18 protein-coding genes are annotated in these 16,884 nt (G+C 59.9%); 7 read left to right on the forward strand and 11 right to left on the reverse strand.

The genetic code is table 11. The features are described 5' to 3' along the window. Window positions 1-9 precede the first annotated feature (9 nt). The 10 genes from ACQY8Q_RS24265 to ACQY8Q_RS24310 form a co-directional block, all read right to left on the reverse strand. Window positions 10-771, reverse strand: a complete 762-nt coding sequence (locus ACQY8Q_RS24265) for an ABC transporter permease (protein ID WP_428429013.1) — start codon at window positions 769-771, stop codon at window positions 10-12. After that, on the reverse strand, window positions 768-1,694 hold the full coding sequence (locus ACQY8Q_RS24270) for an ATP-binding cassette domain-containing protein (protein ID WP_428429014.1): 927 nt from the start codon (window positions 1,692-1,694) through the stop codon (window positions 768-770). Before ACQY8Q_RS24270 ends, ACQY8Q_RS24265 begins: the two co-directional genes overlap by 4 nt. A gap of 168 nt (window positions 1,695-1,862) precedes the next feature. Next, window positions 1,863-2,726 (reverse strand): hypothetical protein, encoded by an 864-nt coding sequence (locus ACQY8Q_RS24275; RefSeq protein WP_428429015.1) that lies wholly within the window; start codon window positions 2,724-2,726, stop codon window positions 1,863-1,865. 404 nt (window positions 2,727-3,130) lie between these two features. Next, the gene (locus tag ACQY8Q_RS24280) at window positions 3,131-3,517 is read right to left on the reverse strand and encodes a GFA family protein (RefSeq protein ID WP_428429017.1); all 387 of its coding nucleotides are present in this window, start codon (window positions 3,515-3,517) and stop codon (window positions 3,131-3,133) included. Window positions 3,518-3,624: 107 nt separating this feature from the next. Beyond that, the gene (locus ACQY8Q_RS24285; RefSeq protein ID WP_428429018.1) at window positions 3,625-4,935 is read right to left on the reverse strand and encodes an extensin family protein; all 1,311 of its coding nucleotides are present in this window, start codon (window positions 4,933-4,935) and stop codon (window positions 3,625-3,627) included. A gap of 218 nt (window positions 4,936-5,153) precedes the next feature. Next, window positions 5,154-5,597, reverse strand: coding sequence for a DUF488 family protein (locus tag ACQY8Q_RS24290; RefSeq protein WP_428429019.1), 444 nt, complete (start codon window positions 5,595-5,597; stop codon window positions 5,154-5,156). A 41-nt stretch (window positions 5,598-5,638) separates the two neighbouring features. Beyond that, window positions 5,639-6,040 carry a VOC family protein gene (locus ACQY8Q_RS24295; RefSeq protein WP_428429020.1) on the reverse strand — a complete coding sequence of 134 codons (402 nt, stop codon included), beginning with the start codon at window positions 6,038-6,040 and terminating at the stop codon, window positions 5,639-5,641. A gap of 137 nt (window positions 6,041-6,177) precedes the next feature. Beyond that, window positions 6,178-6,981, reverse strand: a complete 804-nt coding sequence (locus tag ACQY8Q_RS24300; protein WP_428429861.1) for an endonuclease/exonuclease/phosphatase family protein — start codon at window positions 6,979-6,981, stop codon at window positions 6,178-6,180. A 70-nt stretch (window positions 6,982-7,051) separates the two neighbouring features. Beyond that, complete coding sequence (locus tag ACQY8Q_RS24305) at window positions 7,052-7,651, reverse strand: Kazal-type serine protease inhibitor domain-containing protein (protein WP_428429021.1); 600 nt, start codon at window positions 7,649-7,651, stop codon at window positions 7,052-7,054. A gap of 248 nt (window positions 7,652-7,899) precedes the next feature. After that, window positions 7,900-9,714, reverse strand: a complete 1,815-nt coding sequence (locus ACQY8Q_RS24310; RefSeq protein ID WP_428429022.1) for a methyl-accepting chemotaxis protein — start codon at window positions 9,712-9,714, stop codon at window positions 7,900-7,902. Window positions 9,715-9,919: 205 nt separating this feature from the next. Here ACQY8Q_RS24310 and ACQY8Q_RS24315 point away from each other — a divergent pair, with 205 nt between their 5' ends. Further along, a complete protein-coding gene (locus ACQY8Q_RS24315) occupies window positions 9,920-10,306 on the forward strand; it encodes an acyl-CoA thioesterase (protein ID WP_428429023.1) in 387 nt (128 codons plus the stop codon). Window positions 10,307-10,340: 34 nt separating this feature from the next. After that, the gene (locus ACQY8Q_RS24320; protein WP_428429024.1) at window positions 10,341-10,928 is read left to right on the forward strand and encodes a hypothetical protein; all 588 of its coding nucleotides are present in this window, start codon (window positions 10,341-10,343) and stop codon (window positions 10,926-10,928) included. Window positions 10,929-10,966: 38 nt separating this feature from the next. On the opposite strand, the gene ACQY8Q_RS24325 is transcribed toward ACQY8Q_RS24320, so the two are convergent. Further along, on the reverse strand, window positions 10,967-11,797 hold the full coding sequence (locus tag ACQY8Q_RS24325) for an SDR family oxidoreductase (protein ID WP_428429025.1): 831 nt from the start codon (window positions 11,795-11,797) through the stop codon (window positions 10,967-10,969). A 90-nt stretch (window positions 11,798-11,887) separates the two neighbouring features. Between ACQY8Q_RS24325 and ACQY8Q_RS24330 the strand changes: the two genes are divergently transcribed. From ACQY8Q_RS24330 to ACQY8Q_RS24350, 5 genes are all read left to right on the forward strand, one after another. Continuing rightward, the gene (locus tag ACQY8Q_RS24330; RefSeq protein WP_428429026.1) at window positions 11,888-12,805 is read left to right on the forward strand and encodes an AraC family transcriptional regulator; all 918 of its coding nucleotides are present in this window, start codon (window positions 11,888-11,890) and stop codon (window positions 12,803-12,805) included. Window positions 12,806-12,964: 159 nt separating this feature from the next. After that, the gene (locus ACQY8Q_RS24335; protein ID WP_428429027.1) at window positions 12,965-13,933 is read left to right on the forward strand and encodes a sulfonate ABC transporter substrate-binding protein; all 969 of its coding nucleotides are present in this window, start codon (window positions 12,965-12,967) and stop codon (window positions 13,931-13,933) included. 169 nt (window positions 13,934-14,102) lie between these two features. Next, the gene (locus ACQY8Q_RS24340) at window positions 14,103-14,882 is read left to right on the forward strand and encodes an ABC transporter permease subunit (RefSeq protein ID WP_428429028.1); all 780 of its coding nucleotides are present in this window, start codon (window positions 14,103-14,105) and stop codon (window positions 14,880-14,882) included. Between the two features lie 32 nt (window positions 14,883-14,914). Continuing rightward, entirely contained in the window at window positions 14,915-15,781 is an 867-nt protein-coding gene (locus ACQY8Q_RS24345) for an ATP-binding cassette domain-containing protein (protein ID WP_428429029.1), read from the forward strand. Window positions 15,782-16,015: 234 nt separating this feature from the next. Continuing rightward, a complete protein-coding gene (locus ACQY8Q_RS24350; protein WP_428429030.1) occupies window positions 16,016-16,858 on the forward strand; it encodes an N-acetylmuramoyl-L-alanine amidase in 843 nt (280 codons plus the stop codon). Window positions 16,859-16,884: the final 26 nt, after the last annotated feature.

Raw genomic sequence — 16,884 nt, forward strand, 5'->3', positions numbered from 1 at the left:
AGAGCTTTCCTAATTTCGCAGCCGGTACCCCGTCTTGAAGATCCACGTCAGCAAGCCCATCAACACCGCCAGAAACGCGATGATGATCGTAAAGCTCACCACAGGATTGACGTCGGCGATCTCGAAGAAGCTCCAGCGGAAGCCGCTGATCAGGTAGAGCACCGGGTTAAAATGGCTGACCGCCTGCCAGAAGGGCGGCAGCATGTTGACCGAGTAGAAGCTGCCGCCAAGGAAGACCAGCGGCGGGATGACCAGCATCGGGATCAGGTTCAACTGTTCGAAATCCTTGGCCCAGATACCGATGATGAAGCCGAACAGGCTGAAGGTGACGGCGGTGAGTACGAAGAACAGCAGCATGACGAAGGGATGGGCGATCGAGAGATCGACGAACATCCAGGCGGTCGCAAGGATGATCAGCCCGATCATCATGCCCTTGGTCGCCGCCGCCCCGACATAGCCGAGCACGATCTCCGTCATCGACACCGGCGAGGATAGAAGCTCATAGATCGTGCCGGTGAATTTCGGGAAATAGATGCCGAAGGAGCCGTTACCGATACACTGCGTCAGCAATGTCAGCATGATCAGCCCCGGCGTGATGAAGGCGCCATAGGACACCCCGTCGATCTCCTGGATACGCGACCCAACGGCCGCGCCAAAAACGATGAAATAGAGCGAGGTGGAGATGACAGGCGAGACGACGCTCTGCAAAAGCGTACGGCGCGTGCGCGCCATCTCGAAGAAATAGATCGACTTGACCGCTTCGAGGTTCATGCCCGTGCTCCCACCAGTTCAACGAAAATGTCCTCGAGCGAGCTTTGCCGCGTCGAGATGTCCTTGAGCCGGATGCCCGCCTCCGCCAGCGCCGTCAAAAGCGTGGTGATGCCGGTACGCTCGCCGGATGTGTCGTAGTCATAGATCAGCGAATGGCCGTCATCCTCGATCTTCAGGTCGTAGGACGACAGCGTTTCAGGAATAGCCGGAAGCGGCTCCTGCAGGTCGATCCGCAACTGCTTGCGGCCGAGCTTCTTCATCAGGTCCTTTTTCTGCTCGATCAAAAGGATTTTTCCGCCATTGATGACGCCGACGCGGTCGGCGATTTCTTCCGCCTCTTCAATGTAATGCGTGGTCAGGATGATCGTCACGCCGGTTTCCCGCAGCGCCGCAACCACCTTCCACATGTCCTTGCGCAGATTGACATCGACACCGGCGGTCGGCTCGTCAAGGAAAAGCACGCGCGGCTCGTGCGACAGCGCCTTGGCAATCAGCACCCGGCGCTTCATGCCGCCGGAAAGCTCGCGCAGCATGTTGTCCTTCTTGTCGAACAGCGACAGGTCTTTGAGCACCTTCTCGATATGGGCAGGGTTTGGCTTCTTGCCGTGCAGCCCGCGCGAAAACGACACCGTGTTCCACACCGTCTCGAACTGGTCGGTGGTCAGTTCCTGCGGCACCAGCCCGATCATCGAACGGGTGGCGCGAAAATCCTTGACCACATCATGGCCGCCGACCAGCACCGTGCCGCCGGTCGGATTGACGATGCCGCAGATGATCGAGATCAGCGTCGTCTTGCCAGCACCGTTCGGCCCCAGCAGGGCAAGAATTTCGCCTTCCTCTATATCGAGACTGACATCTTTCAGCGCCTGAAAGCCGGACGCATAGGTTTTCACCAGATTGGAAACGGAAACGATGGGCGCCATGAAATATGTTCCGGGGAATGTGAGGCGGAAGGAGATGCTCTATATGGGGTGTTCTTTCGAAAATTTCAGCTGCAAAATCGAGAAAAGGCGAAAACAGTTTGTCCTGCGTGGGCCATGTTTCGGTCGCACCTTGATTGAACGGTGATGGTAGCCTGACGCAGGCAGTTGTCAGCGCGAATGCTCGAACGAACGCACGCGCTCGGAGAGAGCTTGCTGGAGCTTGATCCACTGTTCTTTCGGCATAGGTTCATGCCTGAAGGAAAAGGTCATTCCGTCGCGTATGAAATGATTTTGGCAAGATCGCGGGTTTTTAGTGGTGGGCGGCATACACGCCACAACCGCGATCAGAGTTCCTTCTTGATCTCGCTCAGCAACGGCTTGGTAATTGGGTTTGCGAAAGATCTCGGATGTCAGCAAGCCTTCCAACGATTTCCGCGTCCGCAAAATTCCATTGTCGCCTGTCCCGATAAGTATGCCCCAATAGGCATTCCCATATAGACTGATCTCTTTGGCGGATAGTGGACTGAAGTCAGGCTCGACTGCACGGAAGTCCAAAAGGTAGTCCCCGTAAGCCGCACTCGGTTCATATTCGTTGCCGACGACCCAGCGAATGCCATCGCGAAGGAAAACAAACTGGCTTCTGTCTCCCAATGGTCCGCCGCGCAGACTATTGCCAGCCCTACATAAAATCGGCCAACGAGCAGTGTCTCGTCCTCCGCGGACATCGTTCCGAAAGCTCATCGACCAGTAAGACCAGTTATAAAGGGCGAAACGTGAACCTTCATCTACGACCAGTACAGCGTGATACAGCACGTTTTCCCCCCTCATGGTCAACGGAGTGAGGTCGAGCCAACTGCTCGCCGCTTGATATTCCGTCCCTATCCTGAACGGGCTATTTTTAGGGACTTGAAGGCAGAATGAGCTTCCTTCCGCCACCTCCTGTGCGGCCGTAGACAGGCGATATGCGAACCACATTAAACTGAGTGCGGTGACAGCAAACAGGATCGCCGAAAAGATAAAAACCTTACGCACCAGACAACCTTCTGTTCGACGTCGGCAATCACGATATAGACCACCGATTGCAAGGAAATGAAGAGGTTCTGCCCGTAGCGGCAGAAATTCGCGGCTACATATACGATTGATCTGGTGATGATGTGCGGCAGCCCGGAGATCGCCGAGATCATCCGCCGGACGGCACGCGAACGGCGCAGCAGAGCCGCAGGCGACTGAGAAATCACTGCGGAGACAGCCAGCAATGTTTTCCCCATCCTGTCATCAAACGGTGATGGTCACCGGCCATGGTCGCACCGTGGGACACAGACTCTCCCGTGATTTGCAAGAACCTCCGGCAGTCCCCTCTTCGGTAAGGTTCATTTTAGGCCGGTTTTCACCGGCCATTTTTTTGCGCGCAGCAGCTCGAACTGGTTCGGCCTGACTTAACCCGCAGCCGGGATTTTCCACCAGCCGGGGCGCACATCCTCGAACGAATGCGATAGCGGGCGCAATTCCTCAACGTCCTGCACATCGAAACTGCCGGTGACCAGCGCAATCACCGGCTCATCATCGACCGCGCCCAATGTACTGCCGCATTTAGGGCAGAAGGAACGGCTGGAATAATCGGACGAACGATAGACCGATGGCATTCCGCCCTCGCCGGTCCATTCGACGGCGTCGCTTGAAAACTCCACCCAGCAGAGTGTCTGTGCGCCGGAATGCCGCTGGCAGTTTTCACACGAGCAGGAGTGGGGATTGCCGGGTGTGCCTGTTGCCCGGAAGCGGATATGCCGGCACAGGCAGCCGCCGAGATAGGTTCTGGTGTCCATTGCAAATCCCCGTTTTCGTCCACGCGAAGCCGCAATAATCGCCTTCAACCCGGCATAGCAAGACGATTACCGTAAACCGGGTGGACTCGCGATTGCACGCCCTCCGATCAATCGCAGTGCCGGTAGCCGGACTTGCGTTCTCTCAGATCAAAATGGAAATGATCCTTGTGCTGCGGATCGCTGCCGGGACCAAGCACCGTGTTGAAATATTTGCAACTGTCGCTGCGCACCGCCTTCAGCAGGCCTTTTTCGCGGAAGGCGAAGAAGCCGGGCTTGCGCACATCGATCTCCTTGCCGGAATTCAACACGAACTTGCCAACATCGATGGCATTGCCATGCGCGTGCTCCGACATCGGATTGCCGCGTTTGGAATTCATCGTCCGGCAGGAATAACCGCCCAGCGGCTTGATTGTCTTGATGCCGGAGAGATAGCGGTAGCGGGCCGAGGGCGCCAGTTCGTTCTTCACCCATTTGGCAAAGGCTTCCGTCACCTCGCAGTTGAGCTTGACGGCCGGTTTGATATCGATACCACCGGAAAGACCGGTCAGCTGGATCGGATAATCGATACCGCAGGCCTTGCCGTTGGAAATGCGCGGAATATCGGTGAATTCGACCCGCAGCTTCCTCAGCCGCTGGCGGCAGGCGACTTCCGCGGCCGGCATCCGCCCGGTGAAATCAGGCTCGGATTCCGACAGAGGATTGCCCGCACGCGGCAGGAAAGCCACCTGCTGTTCTTCCTGGACCTGTTGCTTGCGCAGCATCACACGCTGCTGCTGATCAAGAAACTGCGCCTTGCGCCCGTCCTCGGCGGCCTGCTTTTCAGCGTTAAGCGGCGGCAGGTCGGGGTCGTAGCCCGGGTCAGCGGATGCCGCCTGCATGGCCTGTGGCCCGCCAAGCTGTTGCACGCTGTCGCCACCGATGCCACCGACCACCGGCTGGCTGGCATTGCCTTCGGCAATCTCATTGCCTCTGGCGCTCGCATTGCCCCGGCCATAATCGCGGTTCTGTTCCTCAGCCAGACCGACAACCGGTGTCGAGCCGGTTTCGACCCCCATCATCGCGTCCATGTTGACACCCTCGGAAGGCACGGTCATCGACTGCGCGCTGGCAACGGCAAGCGGTTGCGGCGCTGCCTCGCTGTCGATCATCGGCAGCCGCTGGCTGGACGCCTGCAGGCGCGGATCGGCAGGTACGGCATCATCGGAGTTTTCAGAAAAAGTGCTGACCGGCGTGCTGGCTGCAGGATAGGGATTTTCGCGCGAGCCGCGCGCATGGCCGTTCACAGGTTTGATGGCACTCACCCGCGCGGATTGATCGATACGGCCCGGCGGCGTGAGATCATCCGTCGAACAGGCCGCCAGAGACAATGACAGGACGAAAACGGCCACCGGCCTGCGGAAAAGGGAAACATACGCCATACTCACTTGCCGCCTCTACCGTGACGATGCCTCGAAACGCACCATCTGCACCCGCCCTGTCCCGCTTGAAAACCTGCGGGCCGCCTGTGTCGAAAGGCAGGCGCAGGATGGGAAAGGCCGGAATTGAAGCGGATTTTATGCAAACAGGGTAAACGAAGCCTTTCGAAGGCTTCACCGGTTCTGGGTATGGCGGTGCGGAATGGCGGAACGCCGCCCGCTCAGAGATGGCGGACGGTGAGCCTGCCGCCCCATTTCCTATCCAGATATTCGCAGACCAGTTGACGGTGGCAGTGATGCGGCAGCGCCTCGGAACAGAGCAGGCAGCTCCCTTCAAACGCTGAAGGCTCAAGCCGCGTTTCGATCTGCCGCTCTTCCATCAGGTTCATGAACCGGTGGCGCAGCGTGTTCCAGTCGCCTTTCTCTTTCTTGAAAGACGTCAGGATCTCCTCCGTCGGCGCCAGAAGCGGCTGAAGCACATAATCGGCGCCACAAAGCTCTTTGAGGAAATACGGCAGGTCCGCAGCCTTGGCGAAACCGGCAAGCTGCGAGGTATTGTGCAGCCGGATATCGAAGACTCGCTTGACGCCGGCCTGCCGGATACGGCCGAAGAAATCCGCCGCAGTGCTTTGGGTGAACCCGATCGTGGTCACATCGATTGGCATCTGCAGCAGTTCCTCCATTCCCTCACAACCTGCCCGCCCGGTCAGACTGCGCTCATGTCCATCCACATCAGTTCGAATATGTGGCCATCAGGATCTTCGACGGCACGGTTATACATGAAGCCGCTATCCTGACGCTCGCGAATATCGGCTTTGCCTCCATGAGCAGCGCCTGCTTCGGCCAGTCTGTCCACCTCCTTCCGGCTGTCGATCGACAAGGCCAGCAGCACTTCCGTCGTTGCATGCGCGTCGGCAATCCGCTTTGGCGTATAGGTCGCGAAATAATCCGGGCTCGCCAGCTGGAAGGTGATCGTTTCCGACCAGACCATGCTGGCCGAGCTGTGGTCGCTAAACTGCTCGTTCTTTTCGCATCCAATCACCTGATAGAAGCGGGTGGCTTTGGCCAGGTCGGCAACAGGCAGATTGACGAAAATCATCTTGGGCATTGCGGTTCTCCTTGAAGGTCCGGTCGTCACGCGGGCTCATGCCCGTACCTCTACGACGAACGGTCTCGGCGGCGATCGACACGCACCACGAAAAAATGCTGGCCACTCGATTTTTTTCATCACGGCAACCCGATCGCCTAACGCATCTCCAAAAGCAAAGCGCGGTGGTCGGAAACCTCCGGTTCAGCGGCCGCATCGAAGCGAATGATCTCGACATCCGGCGTCACCAGCATGTAGTCGGCAAAACGCCCCGGCTTTTCGTAATAGGAGGTGCGGGTGTCAGTATGACCGCGCGATGTGATCAGGTCCGTCAAGCCAAGCTCTGCCAAAGCTCCGAACATCCGGCTGTCTGGCAAAACATTGAAATCGCCGCAGACCACCAGCCGCTCGTCGCCGTGCCAGACCCGCCCGATCAGTTCGACCAGCGCCTGTGTCTGCGCATCGCGCGCCGGTGTGTCGCCCTTGCCGGCGATGTCCCTCAGACCGTGCATCTGCGCGATGGTGATCGAAAACCCGTCTTCGTTATCGAACAAGCGCAGGCAGTGGGCATTGCGGGCTCGTGGATGCGGCCCCCATCCGTCAGGCGAAAACGCACCGTGCACAAAATTCTGTGCTTGGGCGATCACGGTCAGCGACGTACGCACGAACGTGGCCAGTCCGAATTCGGACGGGATAGCCCGGTCACCATCGAACAGATCCCCCCGCGCCGTCGGAGCGAAGAAGGCGTCGTGCTTCGGCAGAGCTGCACGGATTTCATCGAACAGATTGGCGCGTTGCGGCAACTCGACGCCATGGTCCCGATAGATCAGCCAGTCGGATGGTGCAGAAGGCGTGCGCGCCACCTCCTGCAGGCAGATCACATCGGCATCCACATCAACCAGATAGCGCATCAGCGGCGCGTGAATTCGCCCACCCCAGGCGTTCAAGGAAAGAATGCGCAACACGATCAACTCCAGTCGTCATCAACGCAAAACGAACCGCGCCAACCGGAGCGGTCCGTTTTTTTTCAGTTCAGCGGCAATCTCCGTTGCCGACCACACGGAACCCTTGCGCCTGCGCCGTGCAGGCATTCTGGAATGTCTGCTCGCGGCGGCCCTGACGGGCGCAGACCGGGGCGAACTCGCGGGTGCAAGCCTGCGGCCGGCGATCCGGCTCGCGCGGCGGGCGCATGCCCGAGCCATCACCGGGCCTGCCGTTTCCGCGCTCGCATTCGCCACGGCCAATCACGCGAAACCCTTGCGCTTCGGCCATGCAGCCGTTTGCAAATGTCTGCTCGCGCCGTCCCTGGCGGGCGCAGACCGGTGCATATTCACGCGTGCAGACCTGTGGCCGGTCGCCGCCGAAATCGGGCCTTTGCGGACGGCATTCGCCACGGCCGGTAATCCGAAATCCTTCCACCCGCGCCTGGCAAGCATTACCAAAAGTCCGGCGGTTGTTGCCGCGCTCGCCGCAGACCGGATCATATTGCATCGTGCACATTTGCGGGTTCGACGGTTCCGGCCGCGGATACGGCCGCCCACCGGGCTCATCGACCACAACGGTGCATGCGGAGAGCACCCCAAGCGCCATCAGCGCGGCCACACGGATCACAACACGTTGAAACAGCGTCATTTGCAGTCCTCCCCCTCCTTGTGGGGTCACATGTCCCCGCCCATACGGCAGGATACTGTAACTCCTTGAATCACAGCCGCATTCTGATGGGAAATCCGTTCGGGTCAAGCACACCGATCAAACGAGCTGCCAGTAACACTCAAAACCGGTGATGGTACGTGGCCACGCCCTACAATCATTCCAGTACACGAAAAAGCCCGCGTCCATTCGAACGCGGGCAATCGGCGTTTCCGTCTTTTTGAATGGGATCAGGCAGCGCGGCTGTAGCTGCCCTGTCTGTTACCCGTCGAAAGGCGAAAAGTCTGCAGCAGGCTCTTCAGCTCGCGGCTTTCCTGCGCCAATGTCTGGCTGGCCGCCGTCGTCTCCTCGACCATGGCAGCGTTCTGTTGGGTCATCTGGTCCATGCTGTTGACGGCCGTGTTGACTTCGGCAAGCCCGGTTGCCTGCTCGCGGGCGGCTGTGGCGATCGAGGCCACATGCTCGTTCACCTGGTTGACCAGGCTTTCGATTTCCGTCAGTGCCTCGCCGGTGGAGCGCACCAGCGTCACGCCGGTCTCGACTTCGGTGGCCGAGTTGCGGATCAGCTCCTTGATCTCCTTGGCGGCACCGGCCGAACGCTGTGCCAGTTCACGCACTTCCTGCGCAACAACGGCAAAGCCACGACCGGCTTCACCTGCCCTTGCGGCCTCGACGCCGGCATTCAGCGCCAGCAGATTGGTCTGGAAGGCGATCTCGTCGATAACGCCGATGATCTGGCTGATCTTGGTGGAGGAGCCTTCGATCCGGGTCATCGCAGCAATGGCGTTGCGGACGATATCGCCGGACTTCGCGGCACTGCCCTTCGTCTCGTTGACCATTTCACGCGCCTCCGCAGCGCGGTCGGAGGCGCTTTTGACCGTCGAGGTGATCTCGTCCAGCGCCGCTGCGGTTTCCTCAAGAGCCGCCGCCTGCTGTTCGGTGCGGCGCGACAGGTTGTTGGCAGCTTCGGAAATGTCACCGGCGCTTTCATAGACCACCTCGGTCGAATGCGCGATCGACTGGATGACGCCGCGCAGTGCCGTGACAGCGGTATTGAAATCATCGCGCAGCTTGGAATATTCCGGGGCGATCCGGACGATTTCCGCCGTCAGGTCGCCGCCTGCCAGCTTTTCCAGCGCACTGCCGATGGCCCCCATGGCATCGGCCTGCGTCTGCGCGTCGGATTGCGCCCGATGTTCGTTGCTGCGCCGCTCGTCATCGATCAGGCTCTGCTGCTCGGCTTCACGTTGCCGCAAGCCGATGCGTTCCTTGACCGAATCCCGAAGCACCGCCAGCACACCGGCCATCTGGCCGATCTCGTCCTTGCGGTCGGTTTCCGGAATGGCAGACGAAACATCCTCGTCGGCAATCGCCCGCATAGACGTCTTCAGACGCTCGATCGGGCCGACAACGCTGCGCACGATCGAGAAGGCGGCCAACAGAATGACCAGTGCTGCCAGACCGCAGATCACGGCCACCTGGATCAGGCCGTCCTTGAACATGGCAGCGAGGTCGTCGGCGTAGACGCCGGTGCCGACGATCCAGCCCCAGGGCGCAAAACCGGCCACATGCGAATATTTCAGCACCGGCTCTTCGGCACCGGGCTTCGGCCAGTAATAATCGACGAAACCCTTGCCTTCCGCAGCCACCTTCTTGGCAAACTCGACGAAAATGTGCTTGCCGGTCGGGTCCTTGTTGTCCGTCTGGTCGGTGCCATCAAGCGCCGGTTTGATCGGGTGCATGATCATCATGCTTTTCATGTCGGTGATGAAGAAATAGCCGCTGTCCTGATAGCGCATCGCCCGGATCGCCTCGATGGCGCGCGCCTGCGCGTCCTTCTGGCTGAGCGTACCGGCCTGTTCCTGCTTGTGATAGGCATCGAACACGGTCACCGCGTTCTCGTTCATCGCCTCCAGCATGGCCTTGCGCTGCGCCACCAACTTGTCCTGCTCCTGGAACAGCCCAAGCGTCATGACGGCGGCCATGGTCAGAAGCGCCAGCCCCACCAGCGCATACAGACGCACGGAAATACGGAAATGTTTCATACAGCCAAATCCCCTCAGATTTTTATGGCCGCACGATACGGGTCGGAATTTTCGAACTTCCTAACAAGGTACCCCTAAAATTGACAATACTGAATTTACCCTTTGTTCACACCGTACACCCCGCACAGCCGTGCTGGACGATATTTCCCAAAAGGGTCTTTTCCGATTGCGCCTCATCGGGTTACATCGAACCAAACGGAGAGCGATGACCATGGCCAAACCGAACGGCGACCTCACCCTGCGCACGCTGGCCATGCCGGCCGACGCCAATGCGGCGGGCGATATCTTTGGCGGCTGGGTCATGGCGCAGATGGACCTGTCCTGCGGCATCCGCGCTGCCGAGCGCGCCCGTGGCCGCGTCGTCACCGCCGCCGTCAAGGAAATGGCCTTTGAAATGCCGGTGAAGATCGGCGATACGCTGTGCATCTATACCGATGTCGTCAAGGTCGGCCGCACGTCGATGACGCTCAAGGTCGAGGTCTGGGCGCAGCGCTATCTCTCCGACCGGATGGACAAGGTCACCGATGCGCTGTTTGTCATGGTGGCGCTGGACGAGGCCGGCCACCCGAAGCCGGTGCCGCCGGAAGCCTGATGCAAGAGGCATGACAACCACAGAGGCGTGAGCCATGGACCAGCCCGTCGATCCGCAGATTTTCTCGCATATCCGCGTCGTCATGGGCATGGTCATCAGCCTGTCGATGGCCCGTCTGCTGACCGGCTTGGCGCTGTTCGTCCAGCACCCCGGCAAGACGAAAATCTACTGGCTGCACCTCGGCTGGGTGCTCTTCATGTTCCTCTTCCTGATTTACTTCTGGTGGTGGGAATACCGGCTACATTCCGTACCGGTGATCGATTTCAGCGTCTATCTCTTCGTCATCTCCTATTGCTGCATCTTCTTCTTTCTCTGCGTCCTCTTGTTTCCCACCTCGATGGAGGATTACAGCGGCTACGAACACTATTTCATGTCGCGCCGCGCCTGGTTCTTCGGCTTCCTGGCGCTGGCCTACGCCGTCGATCTCATCGACACCGCCGTCAAGGGAAAGACCTATTTCCTGTCCTACGGACTGGAATACCCTCTCAGAAACGCGACCTATATTGTCCTGTGCATCATCGCTGCACTCACCGCTAACCGGCGTTTCCACGCAACTTTCCTGATCGCGGGCCTGAGCTACCAGATCATCTGGATTTTTCGCGCGTTCGACCTTTTGGATTGAACGGCGGGACAGCTCCCTGCCCCGCCATGATCTTTTGTCTACGCCGGGATGACCGGCCGGAACATCTCCCGCATTTTCGACAGATAATGCTCTTCCGAGGTCGACCAGCGCAGTTTCGCCAGCATCTTGCTGTCGGCACCGGCCGGAAAACGGATCGCATCGCCGTCTTCCGTCGCCGCTGCAAACGTCGCCTCGGCAACCTCGGCCTCAGTGCAATAGGCTGTGGGATAATTTCCCATGATGCCGAAATAGGCCTGCGCAAAGGCGGCGTAATCCTGCGGAATCAGCCCCTGCATACGCTCGCCGCCATTGGCGGCAAAGCCGGTGGTTGGCCCCAGTCCCGGCTCCACCAGCCGCGCCTTGATGTTGAACAGTTCCAGTTCGTAGGACAGGGACTCTGTATACCCCTCGACTGCGCATTTGCTGGCGGCATAGATCGCCACCAGCGGCATGACGCCGAGCGTGACGCTCGACGTAACATTGACGATGGTGCCGCGCCCTTGAGCGCGCATCTGTGGAATGATCGCCCGACAAACGGAAAACACCCCAAACGTGTTGGTCTGGAAGATCTCCTGGATTGTGCTGTCCGGCGTGACTTCGACGACCGAGGCCATGCCGATGCCGGCATTGTTGACCAGCACATCGATTGTCCCGAAGGCCGCAACACCATCGGCAATGGCCTTGTCGATCGTTTCCGCCTTTGTCACATCGAGCGGCAGGACCAGCAGGCGCTCCGAGGTCGCCGCAAACAAGCTGGCGTCCGGTTGCCGCATGGTAGCGATGACATTCCAGCCACGCGCCAGAAAAAGTTCGGCAATCGCCTTGCCGTAGCCCGACGAGGTGCCGGTGATGAGGATGGTCTTGGTCATTCAGGTCTCCATAATCTGTTGTCCTCAAGATAGACAAAACGGTGAGACGATATATAATCATAAATCCACAATTCATTACGGATCGTCCAAATGGACCCTTTCAGCGATATCATCAGCCTGCTTCGCCCACATGCCGTCTTCTCAAAGCCGATCACCGGCAAGGGAGAATGGGGCGTCCGCTATCCGGCCTATGGGGCTCCGGGTTTTGCCATCGTTCTGTCCGGCCAGTGCTGGCTGGCGGTCGAAAAGGACGATCCGGTGTTGCTCGCACGTAGCGACTTTGTCCTGCTGCCAGCCTCGCCCGCCTTCGACATGCTCAGCCGGCCGGGTGCGCGATGCGTCGCCGGCCAGCCGTCCGCTACTGACATCCGCCATGGTGATCCCGACGGCGAGCCCGATTTCCGCATGCTCGGTGGCAGTTTTCGGCTCAATCCGGTCAATGCACCGCTTCTCGTCGCCCTTCTGCCGAAGATCATCCGCATCAGCGCCGCCAATGGCAGCACGGGGCGGCTCGCCGTAGTCATCGATCTGATCATGGAAGAATGCGCAGCCAGCCGGCCCGGCCGTGACATGATCCTCGAACGACTGCTTGAGGTACTGCTGATGGAATGCCTGCGCTGGCCTGGCGCTGCGGCCACTACCCTGCCCACCGGCCTGCTCGCCGGAATGCAGGATGCAGCACTTGCCCGTGCACTCAATGCGATGCATGCCGAAATCAGCGCCGGATGGACCGTGGCGGATTTGGCAAAACTGGCAGGCATGTCGCGGTCGGCTTTCGCCGCGCGTTTCAGCGCCGTGATCGGTTGCGCCCCGATGGAATATCTGGCGCGCTGGCGCATGACGCTGGCCAAGGACACGCTCAGCCGTGGCGGCACGTCACTCGATCGCCTGGCCGAAGACATCGGCTACGAATCCGCCAGCGCCTTCAGCACCGCATTTCGCCGCCGCGTCGGCTGTCCGCCCGGGGCTTTTGCACGCTCTCGCGTCGATACCCCACAAGCCAGATGACAACCGCAACGGAAAAATCCCGCCGATTGCCCTCCCGTCACGGAAAAGCGTTTCCCTGCGCGTTCAATCTACAAAATAAATAAACTCTATAATCTCAGTCGATTTAACTAGCATGATCCCACGTCAAGCGGACAGCGTCCGCCAACCATAGAGGGATCGATGTTCACACTGACAAGACGCCTGTTCGGCGCTGGCCTGCTGGCCACCAGCCTGTTCGCCGCCTCCGGCCTATCTGCCACCGGCGTGTCGGCCGCCGAATTGACCGAGTTCAAGATCGGTTATCAGAAGACCGGCCTGCCGGTGATCGCCCGCCAGCAGAAGATCATCGAAAAGGCGCTCGAGCCGAAAGGCATCACCGTTTCCTGGGTTGAATTCACCGCCGGCCCGCCGCTGGTGGAAGCGCTGAACGTCGGCTCGATCAATGTCGGCTGGACCGGCGATGCGCCGCCAATCTTCGGCCAGGCCGCAGGCTCCGCCATCACCTATGTCGCCGCTCTTCCCTCCAACGGCGCCGGCGAAGCCATCTTCGTCAAGCCGGAATCGCCGATCCAGTCGCTGGCCGACCTAAAGGGCAAAACGATCGGCGTCGGCAAAGGCACCTCGGCCCATAATCTTGTCGTTGCGGCGCTGGAAAAGGCCGGCATCGATTTCAAGGATATCACCCCGGTCTATCTGAGCCCTGCCGATGCGGCCGCAGCCTTTGCCAGCGACAAGATCGACGCCTGGGCCGTCTGGGATCCCTTCTTCGCCATCGCCGAGACCCGCTACAAGCCGCGCATTTTGACCACCTCGGCCGAGACCCTGAACGTCAAGACCTACTTCCTTGCCAATCGTGACTTCGCCAAGGAGCATCCGGAAACGGTCAGCACCACCATCGCCGCGCTGAAGGAAGCCGCAGCCTGGGCCGATGCCAACCGCGAAAAGGTGGCCGAGGCCCTGCATGAGGTCACCGGCGTGCCGCTGGAAGCGCAGACGATTGCCGCCAACCGCACCGTGTTCGGCATCGAACCGATCACCCCGGAGATCATCGCCAGCCAGCAGCAGACTGCCGACCGGTTCTTCAAGCTGGGGCTGATCCCCAAGCAGATCACCATTGCCGATGCTGTGTGGACGGCACCGACGAACTGATTTCCTCCCAGGAAATGCTGCGGCGTGCCGGTCGATCCGGGCCGGCACGCGGAAGAGAAATTCCAGCAAAAGTGCACTGCGGTTTTGCGTCCGGAATTGCGTAAAACAAAGAGATGAAACGTTTTCGCGTTTCGAAGAAAAGCGGAAATGCTTGAGTGAAGGTTAGACGATGAAATCCACAGCTCAATCGATCCTCCGCAACGGCACCGGCTGGCTGCTTCCAGCCTTGATCGTTCTTGCCTGGGAAATTGCCGCCCGCACTGGGCTGATCTCGCCCAATGTCATGGCAGCGCCCTCGGCTGTAGCCGAAGCGTTCTGGCGTCTGCTCCTGTCGGGCGAGCTTGTCCGCAATATCGGCGTCAGCACCGCCCGTGCTTTGTCCGGCTTCGTCATCGGCGGCTCGATCGGCTTGATCTTCGGCCTTGCCAACGGCCTGTCCGGCCTGTCGCGCAATCTGACCGATACGACGCTGCAGATGGTCCGCAACATCCCGCATCTGGCGCTGATCCCGCTGGTCATCCTCTGGTTCGGTATCGATGAAGAAGCAAAGCTCTTCCTCGTGGCGCTCGGCGTGTTCTTCCCGATCTATGTCAACACGCTGCTCGGCATCCAAAGCGTCGATCCGCAGCTGGTCGAGATGGGCCGCGTCTACGGCATGTCGCGCACCACGCTGTTCTTCCGCGTCATCCTGCCCGGCGCCCTGCCCGCCATTTTTGTCGGCCTGCGGTATGCACTGGGGATCATGTGGCTGACGCTGATCGTCGCCGAAACCATCGCCGCCTCCTCCGGCCTCGGCTACATGGCCATGCAGGCCCGTGAGTTCCTGCTGATCGATGTCGTCGTCCTGTCGATCCTGATCTACGCCCTGCTCGGCAAGCTCGCCGACAGCTTTGCCCGGTTGCTGGAACGGCTGACGCTGCAATGGCATCCCGCCTTCCAGACCGCCTGATTTCTCGCGAAACGAAATACGGAGTACCGAAAATGTCCGTCATCGCCCTCGATCAAAAAATCAAGCCAGTTCATTCGGCCAAGGAAACAGCGGAAGCGCGCGCGCTGCGGGAAACGGCCCCGGGCCAATGGTTTCCCTACGCCGCCCCCCAGCCGCGCGAGCGCGACAACCGCGATATCGCCTTCTCCTTCCGTGGCATCAGCCGAAAATTCGGCGACAAGACCGTGCTCGACAATATCGATCTGGATGTGCCCGCCGGCCAATTCATCGCCGTCATCGGCAAGAGCGGCTGCGGCAAGAGCACGTTGCTGCGCCTCCTGACGGGCCTCGACAAGCCAACATCCGGTACGCTGACCGTCAACAAGGGCGCGCAAGGTGAAAACCGCACCCGCATCATGTTTCAGGAACCGCGTCTTCTGCCCTGGGCCAAGATCGCCAAAAATGTCGAGGTCGGCCTGACCGGCATCGCCAAGGGCACGCAAGCCCGCGAAAAGTCGCTCGCCATTCTCAACGAGGTCGGCCTTGCCGACCGTGCCGAAGAATGGCCGTCCGTCCTTTCCGGCGGTCAGCGCCAGCGCGTCGCCCTTGCCCGCGCCCTTGTCGCCCACCCCTATATTCTGGCACTCGATGAACCACTCGGGGCGCTCGACGCGCTGACGCGTATCGAAATGCAGCATCTGCTCGAAAGCATCTGGCAACAGCAGACATTCACCGCCGTTCTGGTCACCCACGATGTCGCCGAAGCGGTGGCGCTGGCCGACCGCGTCATCGTCATCGATCATGGCAGGATCGCGCTCGACCTCGATATTCCGCTTGAGCGTCCCCGCCGTCACGGCTCGCCGGAACTGGCGCGACTGGAAGGAAAAATCCTCGACACGCTGTTTGGCGAAAACAAATAGCGGTTTTCCGCCGCGCCTCTGCCCCAGCGCCTCAGCCGGATCGGACGGCGCTTTGCGGATCCACCCGTTCCCTTGTTTTCACGCAGCCCGAAGGCTGCTGGACGAAAACCGTTGGACTATACAACCAACTACAACCTAAAATTTACTCAACTACAAATACAATATTAAGTTGTATCAACCGTCTTTTTTGTTACTCTCATGCCGCGCGGAGAATGCGCAACTTGGGAGAAAACCATGAATTACACCGTCAAGAATCATAAGCTTTCGTCAGGTGGCAGCAATGTCGAGTTCATCCGCTCTCCCAATATCGGCGGAGAGATTGAGCCGCAGTTTCTGATCATTCATTTTACCGCGTCGGGGCTTGGCAACGACATGGCCCGTTACTTCGCCAAGCCCAGTGCCGAAGTCTCGGCCCATCTGGTCATCGACCGCGCCGGCCGTATTACCCAATGCGTGCCCCTCAACGTCAAGGCCTGGCACGCCGGCAAAAGCATGTGGACGGACAAGGCGGGAAAGAAACACACGGCCCTGAACAGCACCTCGATCGGCATCGAGCTGGAAAATTGGGGACCGTTGAACCGGACAGGAACCGGCTGGCTGTCCTGGACCGGCATTCCGGTCGATCCCGGTTTCGTCGTTCAGGCCCGTCACAAGTTCGGCGGTCCCGTCATCGGATGGGAAACGTTCACACAGGCGCAGATCGACGCCTGCGTGGCTGCATCCAAGGCCATCTGCTCTGCCTATGGCATAGACGAGATCCTAGGCCACGACGACATCTCCCCCGGCCGCAAATCCGATCCAGGCCCGGCGTGGAGCATGGCGGATTTCGAAACCCGGGTCGTCGGCGATGCCGACGAGGACAGTGCGATCTGGCGGGTACGCTCGCCCACCGGCCTCAACATCCGCTCCGGACCTGGGGCCGAACATCCGAAAGTGCGGCCGGACGCCCTGTCGGATGGCACGCCGGTGCTTGTCCACGAGCAGGAAGGCAGCTGGCGCTATGTGTCGGTGCTGAACGACAACGGTGATCCGGATTTCTCCGGTTGGGTTCATGGCGTCTGGCTGCGCGCGGCCTGATCGACGGCGCCCCGCCAGTGTTTCGC

The organism is Pararhizobium sp. (assembly GCF_965279435.1).
In the GTDB taxonomy this organism is placed as follows: domain Bacteria; phylum Pseudomonadota; class Alphaproteobacteria; order Rhizobiales; family Rhizobiaceae; genus Pararhizobium.

Bases quoted from the DNA above. Each gene is read 5' to 3' on its own strand.
- ACQY8Q_RS24265 (WP_428429013.1), bottom strand. From the start codon at position 771: ATGAACCTCGAAGCGGTCAAGTCGATCTATTTCTTCGAGATGGCGCGC.
- ACQY8Q_RS24270 (WP_428429014.1), bottom strand. From the start codon at position 1,694: ATGGCGCCCATCGTTTCCGTTTCCAATCTGGTGAAAACCTATGCGTCC.
- ACQY8Q_RS24280 (WP_428429017.1), bottom strand. From the start codon at position 3,517: ATGGACACCAGAACCTATCTCGGCGGCTGCCTGTGCCGGCATATCCGC.
- ACQY8Q_RS24285 (WP_428429018.1), bottom strand. From the start codon at position 4,935: ATGGCGTATGTTTCCCTTTTCCGCAGGCCGGTGGCCGTTTTCGTCCTG.
- ACQY8Q_RS24290 (WP_428429019.1), bottom strand. From the start codon at position 5,597: ATGCCAATCGATGTGACCACGATCGGGTTCACCCAAAGCACTGCGGCG.
- ACQY8Q_RS24295 (WP_428429020.1), bottom strand. From the start codon at position 6,040: ATGCCCAAGATGATTTTCGTCAATCTGCCTGTTGCCGACCTGGCCAAA.
- ACQY8Q_RS24305 (WP_428429021.1), bottom strand. From the start codon at position 7,651: ATGACGCTGTTTCAACGTGTTGTGATCCGTGTGGCCGCGCTGATGGCG.
- ACQY8Q_RS24310 (WP_428429022.1), bottom strand. From the start codon at position 9,714: ATGAAACATTTCCGTATTTCCGTGCGTCTGTATGCGCTGGTGGGGCTG.
- ACQY8Q_RS24315 (WP_428429023.1), top strand. From the start codon at position 9,920: ATGACCATGGCCAAACCGAACGGCGACCTCACCCTGCGCACGCTGGCC.
- ACQY8Q_RS24320 (WP_428429024.1), top strand. From the start codon at position 10,341: ATGGACCAGCCCGTCGATCCGCAGATTTTCTCGCATATCCGCGTCGTC.
- ACQY8Q_RS24325 (WP_428429025.1), bottom strand. From the start codon at position 11,797: ATGACCAAGACCATCCTCATCACCGGCACCTCGTCGGGCTACGGCAAG.
- ACQY8Q_RS24330 (WP_428429026.1), top strand. From the start codon at position 11,888: ATGGACCCTTTCAGCGATATCATCAGCCTGCTTCGCCCACATGCCGTC.
- ACQY8Q_RS24335 (WP_428429027.1), top strand. From the start codon at position 12,965: ATGTTCACACTGACAAGACGCCTGTTCGGCGCTGGCCTGCTGGCCACC.
- ACQY8Q_RS24340 (WP_428429028.1), top strand. From the start codon at position 14,103: ATGAAATCCACAGCTCAATCGATCCTCCGCAACGGCACCGGCTGGCTG.
- ACQY8Q_RS24345 (WP_428429029.1), top strand. From the start codon at position 14,915: ATGTCCGTCATCGCCCTCGATCAAAAAATCAAGCCAGTTCATTCGGCC.
- ACQY8Q_RS24350 (WP_428429030.1), top strand. From the start codon at position 16,016: ATGAATTACACCGTCAAGAATCATAAGCTTTCGTCAGGTGGCAGCAAT.